Here is an 11,236-nt window from a genome sequence, read left to right as displayed (position 1 = left end):
GGCGGGGAGCCGGCGACCCTGCACCCGCACGCGCCGGGCGGCCGGGCCGACCCCGGCGAGGTGGCCGCCAGGATGGCCAGGTTCGACGGCCTGCTGCTGCCCGGCGGAGGCGATGTGGCCCCGCACCGGTACGGCGCCGCCGACCGTCACGAGGACGTCTACGACGTGGACGACGAGCAGGACGGCTTCGACCTGGCCCTGGCCCGGTACGCCCTTACGGCGGGCGTGCCGGCGCTGGCCGTCTGCCGCGGCATGCAGGTGGTCAACGTGGCTCTCGGCGGCACGCTGCACCAGGACATGGGCGGCCCAGGCCTGGAGCACCGCCATGTCGTCCACCCGGTCGCCCTGCGGCCGGGATCACTGCTCGAACGGGTCACCGGCGTGCCCGAGTTGGACGCGTCCTGCTACCACCACCAGCGGGTGGACCGCCTCGGCGACGGCCTGACCGCCACCGCGCACGCCGCCGACGGCACCGTCGAGGGCGCTGAGGGTACGGCGCTGCCCGGCTGGTTCGCCGCCGTCCAGTGGCACCCGGAGGACACCGCGACCCGCGACCCCGCGCAGCAGGCGTTGTTCGACGGCCTGGTGCGCGCGGCGCGCGAGCGGGCTTAGCCCCGCTACGCCTTCGGGCGGCGCCCGCTGCGGCGCGGGGCGGGGCGCGCGCCGCCGAGCAGGTGCAGCCGCCGCTCCTCGCCGTGCTCCTCCACCTGGCGCACGATGCGGCGCAGCGCGTCCGCGGTGGTCAGGCACTCCTCGGGGGTGAGGCGCTCGGCCACGAACGCCTCCTCGGCGTTGAAGTCGGGGAACACCCGGCGCATCAGCTCCTCCCCGCGCGAGGTGAGCCCGAGCAGCACCAGCCGCCGGTCACCGGCGTGCTCGGAGCGCGCGATCAGCCCGCGCGACACCAGGGTGCGCGACACACCGGTCAGCGTGCCCTTGGAGATGCCCGCCTCCTCGGCGACCTGCCGCGACTCCGACTCGCCCCAGATCCAGATGACCCAGAGCACCACGAAGCCCGTCCAGGTCAGGTCCACGTCGCGCAGCACGGAGTTCTCCAGGTGCTGCCGGACCGCGGCGGCGGCGCGGTGGATGTTGGCCACGACCGCCATCTGCTCGTGGCGGATGGCGATCCCGCCGAGCCTGCCCTGGACCAGCTTCTCCGTCTCGGTGATGGAACGCTGACCTGTCACCTGGTCCTGTCACTTCCTCACGCCGCTCGTTCGGGCCCGAATCATAGCTAGCCGCGCCGTGGCGGCCGTATTCCGCGAAACTCCCAGTCGCCGCCGAGCGCGGTGGACAGCACCTCCTCCGACTCGGTCGGCTGCGCGCCGACGTCCCGCCGTACCGGGACGGGGCCGGTCACGATGCGGTTGGTGAGCCTGCCCAGGCCCTCCACCTCGACCTCCACCACGTCGCCGGGGCCGACCGGCCGGGAGTTGGCCGGGGTGCCCGACAGCAGCACGTCGCCGGGCAGCAGGGTGATGGTGCGGGCGATGTCGGCGACGAGGTAGTTCATGTCCCAGGTCATCTCCTCGGTGGAGCCGTTCTGGACGACCGTGCCGTTGACGTACGTGCGCAGGTACTTGCCGCGGAAGTCCCAGTCGGTGACCAGGCCGGGGCCGAGCGGGCACAGCGTGTCGGAGCCCTTGACCCGCAGCATCGAACCGGCGTCGGTGTCGCGGAAGTCGTGCAGCCCGAAGTCGTTGGCGACGGTGTACCCGGCGATGTACTCCCCCGCCTCCTCCGGCGAGACGTTGCGGCAGGTCCGGCCGATGACGATGGCCACCTCGCCCTCGTAGTTGAGCCACCTGCAGCCCTCCGGCCGCACGACCGCGCCGTTGTGCGCGTTCAGCGCCGAGGTCGGCTTGTGGAAGTAGGTCGGGGCGGCCGGCAGGGTGATCTGGAACTCCGCCACCCGGCTGCGGTGGTTGAGGTGCACCGCGATGATCTTGGATGGCTCCACCGGCGGCAGGTGGATCGCCTGCTCCGCGGGGACACCGCGGCCGTCCGGCGAGACGAGCAGGTCGCCCTCGCGCACGACCCGCACGGCGGCGCCGTCGAGCAGGATCCGGCGGTACTCAGGCATGCTCCCCTCCCAGGGACGCGGGGGCGGCGGCCCAGCCGTCGCGCGGACGGTCGAACCAGAGCAGGGCCTGCCCGGTGCCGACGGAGTTCTCGTACTCGCCGTACTGCCGCGCCGGGGCCGTGCAGCGCTCCTCGCCGAGGGCCCCCGCCATCATCAGGTAGTGCCCGAACCCGGCCTCGGGCTTGTACCTGCGGAACTCCGGCATGGTCTCCAGCACCAGATCGTGCCGGCCCTCCTTGAACCAGCCGATGCGTTCCAGGTCGGCCGCCCTGGCCTCGGGCGTGAAGATGTGCGAGGGGTCGCTGGCCTCGTGGGCGCGCAGCTCGCGCAGCGGCCAGAAGGTGTGCGACAGCGCGCCGGAGGCGATCAGCACCACCTTGCGCCCGACGGCGGCGATGCCGTCGGCCAGCGCCCGGCCCAGCCGCAGGTGGTCTTCCATGTCACCGGTCTGGCACACCCCGATGCTGACCCACCGCTTGTCCGGCAGCCCCTCGCCGAGGTACTTCCACAGGTTGGTGGTGGCGTAGTAGATCGGCAGGCAGGGGTCGTCGATGGGGGTGATCCAGGTGCCGTGCGCGCCGGCGAAGGAGGCCACGCTGTGCGCCAGCTCGGGATCGCCGGGGAAGTCGTAGGGCATCCGGCACATCCCGCGCGGGAGCTCTTCGGAGGTGAACAGCCCGGCGCGCCGGGCGTGCGCGGTGACCACGAACTCCACGGTCGTGGCCCAGTGCGAGTCCAGGACCACCACCGTGTCGTAGTCGAGGGTCGAAAAGACCTCTTCGCGCAGCTCGCGCAGGCCGGTGACCAGGCTGATCTCCTTGCCGTCGTTCAGCTCGCGGCGGGTGGCCTCGGGCAGCACGATGGTCGGGACGTGCGCGAGCAGCCCCGCGCCGACGATCTCACCCATTGTCCCGCCATCCCCCCGGAGCGCTGACGGTGTTCTTCAGGTCGCAGTAGAAGTCGAAGCTCCAGTCGCCGCCCTCGCGCCCGATGCCGGACTCCCGCGACCCGCCGAACGGCGCGCGCAGGTCGCGCACGAAGAAGCAGTTCACCCAGACCGTTCCGGCGACCAGGCGGGAGGTGACCCGCTCGGCGCGGGCCCGGTCGCCGGTGGCGAGGGTCGCGGCCAGGCCGAAGCGGGTGTCGTTGGCCAGCGCCACCGCCTCCTCCTCGGTGTCGAAGGTCTGCAGCGTCAGGACCGGGCCGAAGACCTCCTCCTGGACGATCTCGGAGTCCTGCCGGACGTCCGTGAGCAGGGTGGGGCGGTAGTACAGGCCGCCGAGGCCGGTGTTGGGGCCGCCGCCGGCCAGCACCCGGGCGCCGTCGGCGACCGCGCGCCGCACGAAGCCGTCGATCTTCTCCAGTTGGCGTGGGTGGATCTGGGGGCCGATGCCGGTGGCCTCGTCCCTGGGGTCGCCCTGGACCAGCGCTTCGGCGCGTTCGGTGAGCCGCCGGGTGAACTCCGCGGCGATCGGCGCGTGGAGCAGCAGCCGGGTGGCCGCCAGGCAGACCTGCCCGGCGTTGTCGTACTGCTCGGCGGCCAGGTCCACGGCGAGGTCGAGGTCGGCGTCGTCGAAGACCAGTAGCGGCGACTTGCCGCCGAGTTCCAGGCTGAGCGGGGTGAGGTTGGGCGCGGCGGCGGCGGCGATGTGCCGGGCGGTCGGCACCGACCCGGTGAAGCTGATCCGCCGTACGCCGGGGTGCCCGGCGAGCGCCGCCCCGGCCTCCGCGCCGTACCCCTGCACGACGTTGAGCACCCCGGGGGGCAGCCCGGCGTCCGCGGCGATGTCGGCCAGCAGTGAGGCCGTCAGCGGCGACCACTCGGCCGGTTTGAGCACCACCGTGTTGCCCGCCGCGAGAGCGGGGGCGACCTTCCAGGTGGCCAGCATGAGGGGAGCGTTCCAGGGTGTGATCAGGGCGCAGGGCCCGGCCGGGTCCCAGCTCACGTAATTGGTGTGGCCGCGGGTGTCGAAGTCGTCGTGGCCGAGCCTTTCCAGCCATTCGGCGAAGAAGCGGAAGTTGTGCGCGACCCTGGGCATCACGCCGCGCCGGTGGGAGCGCAGCAGCGCGCCGTTGTCGAGGGTCTCGACGATGGCCAGTTCCTCAAGGCGCTTTTCCACGCCGTCGGCGATGGCGCGCAGCAACGCGGCCCGCCGTTCGCGGGAGGTGGCGGCCCAGCCGGGAAAGGCGGCAGCGGCGGCGGCCACCGCCGCGCCGGCCTCCTCGCCGCCGCCCCGGGAGATCTCGCCGAGGACGGCTCCGTCGATGGGCGAGACGTCGGTGAAGGTGGCGGCGGAGGCGACGCGCCGGCCGCCGATCCAGTGCCGGGTGTCGACGGTCGTGCCGCCGACCGAGATCTGTTCGGACATGTCGGGTGTCTCCAAGGTCAGGGCGGGCTACTCCGCGCCCGAGGTGCCGGATTCCAGGAGGGTGCCGCCGTCCCACACGACGCCGACCTGGCGGTAGTACGCCCCGATGGGCTCGTGGACGGTGAGGCGGGACAGCTCCTCGGTGGGTGAGTCGAACAGTTCGAGCTCCGCGTCGCCCGTCCACGGTTGCCCGCCCTCGAAGGCGGCGGCCCCGGCCTCCACCAGCTCGTCCAGGGCCAGCCCGCCGCCCTTGCCGATGGCGGGCAGCCAGCGGTGGTGGGCCATCGGGTGGCCGTTGACGAACCCGGCGGTCTCGGATGGTTCACGCAGCGTGACGACGGCCCCGGCCAGGCGGCGGTCCGCCGCCGCCAGGGTCGCGCCGAACCTGGCGCCGGCCTCGATCCGCGGCGCGGGCCCGTACGGATGCGAGCGGGTCAGGTGGATCGAGCCGAGCTTCTTGGGATATCCCTGGTGCAGGCCGCGGGCGACGGCGAAGTCCTTGTCCACCCAGATGTAGACGCACCTGGAGTAGACGCGCCCCCGGTAGGAGCAGCGCACGACGGCGAACGCCTCCTTGTACTGCGCGCGCACCGGGTCCAGCAGCTCCTCCCGCGAGGCCCCGCAGGACTGCCAGTCGGCCCAGATCAGCGCCACCGCGCCGGGGTCTTCCGGGGCGAGTTCCAGCGGCTCGGGGAGCAGTTCGCGCACCCGGGCGGGGTCGGTGCGGTACTCGATCGTCAGCAGGTCGCCCGAGTAGTGCCACGGGGGCTCGGGGATGAGCGACGATCGGCCCGTCGCCGTCTTGGGGTAAAAGTAGCCGCGGACACTCGCCACGGTGGTCCTCCCGGATATATCGTTTGGCTCCAAACAAAATAGGTTTCGCGGACCGGCCCGGTCAACACCTTGCGGCCCACGACGCGAGACCATTACGTTTGACCTCAAACGATTACGTGCCCTCCGAGGAGATCTGCCTGTGAGCGGTCCAGCATCCGCCCAGGTCCAGGAGCACATCAACCGCATGGCCGAACGCGGCGTCGATGTGGTTCGCGTGACCTACCCGGACCTCACCGGGGCCGATCGAGCCCGCGACGTACTCCTGGAAGCGCTGCCCGCGGTCTGCGAGCACGGGCTCGCCTTCTGCCGGGCGGTGTACCACACCAGCCCGCGCGGCGACACCGTGGACGTCAGCGGCGGGCTCGACGCCGGGCTGCCCGACATCAACGTCATTCCCGACCTGTCCACCCTCACCCCGCTGCCGTGGGAGCCGGGGGTGGCCTGGTGCCACGGCGACGTCATCGACCCCGCCACCGGCGCGCCCGCCCCCGAGTCGCCCCGCGACGTGCTGCGCCGGGTCCTGGCCCGGTGCGCCGAACTCGGCCTGCGCCCCGTCGTCGGCCCCGAGCTCGAATACTTCCTGTGCGACCCGGTGGACGGCGGCTGGCGGCCCTACGCCGACCACACCGGCGACGTCTACACCGCCGGCCGCCGCGGCGACCCCGCGGGGCACCTCACCCGGACCCTGCGCCACCTGCGGGACCTCGGGATCGGGGTGTCGGCGGGCAACCACGAGTTCAGCGGCGGCCAGTTCGAGATCAATCTCACCCACTCGGCCGCGCTCGACGCCGCCGACCGCACGTTCTGGTTCAAGACGGCGGTCAAGGAGCTGGCCCGCGTCGAGGGGCGGCTGGCCACCTTCATGGCCAAGCCGTTCAACGACCAGGGCGGGTCCGGCTTCCACCTGCACCTTTCGTGCGTGGACGAGGACCGGCGCAACGTCTTCGACGACCCCGCCGCGCCGTACGGGCTCTCGGCGGCGGCCAGGCACGCGATGGCCGGCGTGCTGGCCCACGCGCCGACGCTGGCCGCCCTGGCCAATCCGACGATCAACTCCTACAAGCGGTTCGGCCCGGACACCGCGGCCCCCTGGCTGATCGACTGGGGGCTGGACAACCGCAGCGCCATGGTCCGCGTCCCGCCGGAGCGCGGGGCGGGGTCGCGGCTTGAGGTACGGCTGGGCGACGCGAGCGCCAACCCCTACCTGGCGATCGCCGCCACGCTCGCGGCGGCGCTGCTGGGCGTGCGGGCGGCCGAGGAGCCGCCCGCGCCCGTGGTCGGCTACGGATACGACCGGTCCAAGGCGGCGCTGCTGCCCATGACGCTCGGCGCGGCGCTGGACGCCTTCGCCGCCGACACCGAGCTGACCGAGCTGCTGGGCAAGGAGTTCGCCGCCTCGTTCCTGGCCTACAAGCGCGACGAGATCGCGCGCTTCCGGCGGCACGTCACCGACTGGGAGTTCGGGGAGTACTCCTACCACCTGTGACCTGAGGGGCCGCCGGCGCGGCGCGCTAGTCGATGGCGCGCCGCGCGGCCTCCTCGACCATGGCGATGATCTCCGGGTTGTAGGGGGCCTTCTCCCCCGGGACGTACCGCACCCGCAGCAGGCCGCGCCGGTAGCGGAACACCCCCCGGCGCTCGTGCAGGTCCCAGTCCACCGGCCCGCCGTGGTCGAATCCCACGCTGATGCCGGTGAACGGGGCCATGCCGAGCAGTTGCGGGACCGCCGCCAGCCCGAGCACCCGGTCCTGGCCCGCCCGCACGTCGATGTCCCAGCGCATCTCGGGCAGCGCGGTGAAACGGGCGGTCACCGTGACCGGGCCGGGGCCGGGCATCGGCCCGGCCGCCCGCAGCGGCAGCCCATAGGCGTTGTAGGTCAGCCGCAGCTCGCCGTCCTCGGCGAACAGCACGTAGCCGCCGCCCTGGTCGCCGTGCGCCACGATGACGCCCTCGTCGCCGGGCCGGTGGTCCAGGTACGCCTCCACGGTGAACGAGCGCAGCGTCGTCAGTTTGCTGGAACGGTAGCGCTCCAGCACCGGGGTGCCCGGATAGATGGTCACCGGCCGCGACAGCGCCAGCTCGGTGGAGGGGCGGGTGTTCAGCGCGGCGGGGTCGTCCACCAGCGGGAAGACGGTGTTCAGCCAGGCCGCGCGGTGCCAGCTCGCGGCCATCGCGGCGACCCGGGCGGGGTCGGCGGCGGCGAGGTCGGTGGTCTCGGCGGGATCGGCGGCGATGTCGTACAGCTCCCAGTTGTCCCCCGCGCCCGGCGGGGAGGCATCGATGATCTTGTAGCCGTCCTCGAAGTAGCCGCGCCCTCCCGCGCACTCGACGTACTGCGCGCGGTGCCTGCTCGGCTGTCGCCGATCGGCCAGCAGGTGGCCGAAGGCGACCCCGTCCACGTCCTGGACCGGCCGCCCGCCGCGCTCGGCCGGGCGGTCCACCCCGGCCAGCGCCAGCAGGGTGGGCGCGACGTCGGTCACGTACGCGTACTGGTCCCTGACCCCGCTGTCGCCCTGCGTCCTGGGCAGCCCGGCCGGCCAGGACAGCACGAACGGCACATGGACGCCCCCGGCGTGGGTGTGGCCCTTGTAGTACCGGAACGGCGTGTTGGACAGGTGCGCCCAGCCGCGCGGGTAGTGCCCGTGGACCCGCGGCCCGCCGATGAGGCCGAGGTCGCGCGGCACGTCGGGGCACCATTCGGCGGGCAGCCCGGGGAGGTTCACGAAACGGCTGAAGTAGCTGCGGGTGCCCTCGATCCCGCCCTCGCCGGTGGCGCCGTTGTCGCTGGTCACCACGATGATCGTGTTGTCGTACTCGCCGATCAGGCGCAGGTGCTCGACCAGCCTGCCCAAACTCTGGTCCACGGCGTCCACCGCCGCGGCGTACACCTCCATGTGGCGGGCGTAAAGCGCCCGCTGCTCCGCGCTCAGCTCGTCCCACGGCGGCACGCCGAGGGTGCCGGCGGGATCGGAGCCGGAGATCTCGGTGCCCTCGGCGAACAGCCCGCCGGCGAGCTGGCGGCGGAAGCGCTCCTCGCGCATCCGGTGCCAGCCGGCGTCGTAGCGGCCGCGGTACTTCTCGATGTCGGCGGCCTTGGCCTGGACCGGGCCGTGCACGGCCTGGTGGGCGAAGTACAGGAAGAAGGGCTTGGCGGCGTCGCCGGCCCGCAGCCCGTTGATCATCTCGATGGCCCGGTCGGTGAGCGCGTCGGTCAGGTAGTAGCCGTCGGGGTACTGCTGGTCCGGCGCGGGGCCGTTGTCGCTGATCAGCCGGTGCGGGTGGAACAGCGAGGTGAAGCCGTCCATGGAGCCGTGGTAGCGGTCGAAGCCGCGCTGCACCGGCCAGGAGCCCTTGTCGGCCCCGTCGTGCAGCCGCGACTCGGCGGTCAGGTGCCACTTGCCGACCATGAACGTCGCGTACCCGCCCGCCCGGAACGACTCCGCCAGCGTCGGCACGTCGTCCGGGATCTCCATGCGGTAGCCGGGGTAGCCCGGGTCCACATGGGCGACCATGGCGAACCCCGCGCGGTGCGGGTTGAGCCCGGTCAGCAGGGCCGCGCGGGACGGCGAGCACAGCGGGGTGCTGTGGTAGTTGGTGAGCCGGTAGCCGGTGTCGGCGAGGGCCTGAACGTACGGCGTGTCGATCTCCGCGCCGAACGGCGACAGGTCGCTGAAGCCCAGGTCATCGACCAGCACCACGATCACGTTCGGCGATCCGGGGCGGGCCCGCCGGGCGGGCGGCCACCACGGGCTCGACCGGGAGGTCAGCTCGGCGGCCGTCCCGCCGAAGCCCGCGTACCCCCGGCTGTCCGCGGGCGGCCCGGCGGGTGAGGTCACGGGCCCTCCGGATCGACGACGTCCTTGTCCGCCCACAGCGGCTCCACGCGCGCCCGCAGTTCGGCGGCCCCGACGCGTTCGGCCAGCTCCACGGCGGCCAGGTTGTCGCGTAGCTGGTCCAGGCTCGTCGCCCCGAACAGGGTGGTGACGTTGGCCGGGTGGGTGAGCGTGAAGGCCACGCACACCTGCGCGGGGGTCGCCCCCAGGTCGGCGGCGATCCGGGCCAGCTCGGGGGCGGAACGGGCGATCTTCTGCCTGATCCCGCCGGGGTCGCGGCCGACCTGGCGGTCCACGCCCTTGCCGAGCAGCACCCCGCCTTCGAGCACGTCGGAGGACTGCAGGCCGACGCCCTGCTCGAAGATCCGCGCGAACGGCGCGCCGTCCGGGATCGAGCGCCGCGAGACGCTGTACTTGAGCTGGGCGATGGCCGGTCCCGCGACGCCCTCCCCGGCCGCCGCGTTGATCAGCGTCTGCACGTTGGCCGCCGACCAGTTGTTCACGCCCCACGTCCTGACCAGCCCGGCGGCGCACAGTTCGGCCATGTCCAGGACCAGCCGGTGCAGGTTCATCCCCTCGTCCCGGACGTCGCCGAGCACCACCAGGTCGGCGTGCTCGACGCCCACGCGGAACAGCGCGTTCTCCATCTGCGCGCGCAGGCTGTGCTCGGGGTAGCCCTCCAGCCACAGCTTGGACGACAGCAGGTAGTCCTCGCGGCGCAGCCCGGCCGCGCGCACCAGCGCGGAGAAGATGATGTCGGTGAACACCGGCGGCATCCCGGGGAAGCCGTACACGCCGACGTCGAACAGGTCGATGCCCGCGTCCACCGCCTCGCGGATCATCGTGGCGGCGTCGCGGAAGTCCATGCGGTCGTAGGTGTGCCAGGACCCGAGGGCCAGCACCCCCGTCTCCAGTTCGCTGCGGCCGATCCGGCGGCGCGGGATGGCGGTGTCGTTCACTTTCACCCTTTCCTCAACTCTCATGGCGTCTCACGGCAGGCGGGGGTCGATGACGGCCTTGATCTGGCCGAGCCGGGACATCGACTCGACGCTCGCGCTCGCCCCGGACAGCCCCACCGGCTCGCTGAACAGCTCGTCCCACGGCATGCGGGCGGCGAACGTCTGGAAGAAGCCGACCGCCCGGTGGTAGTCGGCGATGTCGCCGTTGAGCGAGCCGACCACGGTCAGCTCCTTGCCCATCACGGTCCCGAGCGGGACGCCGGTGAGCCCCGGCCCGGTCGTCCCGACGACGGCGATGGTGCCGCGCTGGGCGGCCACCGCGACGGCCTCCTCCGCGACGGTCGGCGCGCCCGCGAGGTCGAAGACGTAGTCCGCGCCGCGCTCGCCGGTGAGTTCCCGCAGGCGGGCGATCCGCTCGTCCTTGCCGAGGTCCACCGAGACGGTGGCGTCCGCGCCGAACCGCCGGGCCGCGGCGAGACGGTCGTCCGGGCCGCCCACGGTCACGACCGTCCCGGCCCCGGACAGGCGGGCCACGGCGGTGGCGAAGATGCCGAGCGCGCCCGCGCCCTGGATCACCACGGTGGAGCCCGCGCGGATGCCGCCCGCCCGGTCCACCGCGCGCAGCACCGTCTTGGCCGCGCAGCCGGACATCGCCGCCCAGGTGTCCTTGACGTCGTCGGGCAGCAGCAGCTTGGCCGCGCCCGGCGTCACGTAGCAGTACTCGACCAGGCCCCCGGTCGCGTACGGCGGGCGGTCCGAGCGCTGCATGAAGCCGTACCCGCGGCTCGCGCAGGCGACCGGCTCGCGCAGCACCGCGCACCCGTGGCAGCGCCCGCAGGTGGACTCCGACCAGCCGATCCGGTCGCCGGGACCGAGCGGGCGGCCGAGCGCGTCGGTGGTCCCCTCCCCCGCGGCGACGACCTCGCCGACCATCTCGTGGCCCAGGATCATCGGCAGCATCCCGGGGAACGTCATCTGGCCGGCCCACAGGTGGACGTCGGTGCCGCAGAGCGTCGTGCAGGTGATGCGGACCAGCGCGGCGCCCGGCTCGACCTCGCCGGGCAGCGGCACGTCGGAAAGGTCCAGCGGCCGGCCGTGCTCGGTGAGCACGGCGGCGGCGGTCTTCGTGGGTATTGTCACCTTCGTCGCTTTCAA

At 73.1% G+C, this 11,236-nt stretch carries 10 protein-coding genes; 2 read left to right on the top strand and 8 right to left on the bottom strand.

Features of this window, described 5'->3' with window-relative positions:
* Positions 1-612, top strand: a 612-nt coding sequence (locus C1I98_RS06825) for a gamma-glutamyl-gamma-aminobutyrate hydrolase family protein (RefSeq protein WP_111166221.1), incomplete at its 5' end; no start/stop codon positions are given.
* Between the two features lie 5 nt (positions 613-617).
* Here C1I98_RS06825 and C1I98_RS06820 read toward each other — a convergent pair.
* The 5 genes from C1I98_RS06820 to C1I98_RS06800 are packed head-to-tail and all read right to left on the bottom strand — an operon-like array spanning position 618 to position 5,289.
* Positions 618-1,190: a MarR family winged helix-turn-helix transcriptional regulator gene (locus tag C1I98_RS06820; protein WP_111166220.1), complete on the bottom strand. Its 573-nt coding sequence runs from the start codon at positions 1,188-1,190 to the stop codon at positions 618-620.
* Positions 1,191-1,237: 47 nt separating this feature from the next.
* Positions 1,238-2,086 carry a fumarylacetoacetate hydrolase family protein gene (locus C1I98_RS06815; protein WP_111166219.1) on the bottom strand — a complete coding sequence of 283 codons (849 nt, stop codon included), beginning with the start codon at positions 2,084-2,086 and terminating at the stop codon, positions 1,238-1,240.
* Complete coding sequence (locus C1I98_RS06810) at positions 2,079-2,993, bottom strand: 3,4-dihydroxyphenylacetate 2,3-dioxygenase (protein WP_111166218.1); 915 nt, start codon at positions 2,991-2,993, stop codon at positions 2,079-2,081. Before C1I98_RS06810 ends, C1I98_RS06815 begins: the two co-directional genes overlap by 8 nt.
* The gene (locus tag C1I98_RS06805; RefSeq protein ID WP_111166217.1) at positions 2,986-4,455 is read right to left on the bottom strand and encodes an aldehyde dehydrogenase family protein; all 1,470 of its coding nucleotides are present in this window, start codon (positions 4,453-4,455) and stop codon (positions 2,986-2,988) included. The genes C1I98_RS06810 and C1I98_RS06805 overlap by 8 nt, the downstream gene beginning before the upstream one ends.
* A gap of 27 nt (positions 4,456-4,482) precedes the next feature.
* Positions 4,483-5,289, bottom strand: coding sequence for an acetoacetate decarboxylase family protein (locus C1I98_RS06800; RefSeq protein ID WP_111166216.1), 807 nt, complete (start codon positions 5,287-5,289; stop codon positions 4,483-4,485).
* Positions 5,290-5,428: 139 nt separating this feature from the next.
* Between C1I98_RS06800 and C1I98_RS06795 the strand changes: the two genes are divergently transcribed.
* Entirely contained in the window at positions 5,429-6,775 is a 1,347-nt protein-coding gene (locus tag C1I98_RS06795) for a glutamine synthetase family protein (RefSeq protein WP_111166215.1), read from the top strand.
* A 25-nt stretch (positions 6,776-6,800) separates the two neighbouring features.
* Here the strand turns inward: C1I98_RS06795 and C1I98_RS06790 are convergent, their stop codons facing one another.
* The 3 genes from C1I98_RS06790 to C1I98_RS06780 are packed head-to-tail and all read right to left on the bottom strand — an operon-like array spanning position 6,801 to position 11,221.
* The gene (locus C1I98_RS06790) at positions 6,801-9,125 is read right to left on the bottom strand and encodes an arylsulfatase (RefSeq protein ID WP_111166214.1); all 2,325 of its coding nucleotides are present in this window, start codon (positions 9,123-9,125) and stop codon (positions 6,801-6,803) included.
* A complete protein-coding gene (locus C1I98_RS06785) occupies positions 9,122-10,081 on the bottom strand; it encodes an aldo/keto reductase (protein ID WP_233507296.1) in 960 nt (319 codons plus the stop codon). The genes C1I98_RS06790 and C1I98_RS06785 overlap by 4 nt, the downstream gene beginning before the upstream one ends.
* A gap of 30 nt (positions 10,082-10,111) precedes the next feature.
* The gene (locus C1I98_RS06780; protein WP_199536766.1) at positions 10,112-11,221 is read right to left on the bottom strand and encodes a zinc-binding dehydrogenase; all 1,110 of its coding nucleotides are present in this window, start codon (positions 11,219-11,221) and stop codon (positions 10,112-10,114) included.
* Positions 11,222-11,236 lie beyond the last annotated feature (15 nt).

The sequence above is a fragment of the Spongiactinospora gelatinilytica genome, assembly GCF_003236385.1.
Taxonomy (GTDB): Bacteria; Actinomycetota; Actinomycetes; order Streptosporangiales; family Streptosporangiaceae; genus Spongiactinospora; species Spongiactinospora gelatinilytica.
The sequence above is the reverse complement of the archived record's forward strand: the minus strand, read 5'-3'. Positions and strand labels throughout refer to the sequence as shown.

Excerpts from the sequence above, each read along its gene's own strand:
- C1I98_RS06815 (WP_111166219.1), bottom strand. The coding sequence starts at position 2,086 with ATGCCTGAGTACCGCCGGATCCTGCTCGACGGCGCCGCCGTGCGGGTC.
- C1I98_RS06810 (WP_111166218.1), bottom strand. The coding sequence starts at position 2,993 with ATGGGTGAGATCGTCGGCGCGGGGCTGCTCGCGCACGTCCCGACCATC.
- C1I98_RS06805 (WP_111166217.1), bottom strand. The coding sequence starts at position 4,455 with ATGTCCGAACAGATCTCGGTCGGCGGCACGACCGTCGACACCCGGCAC.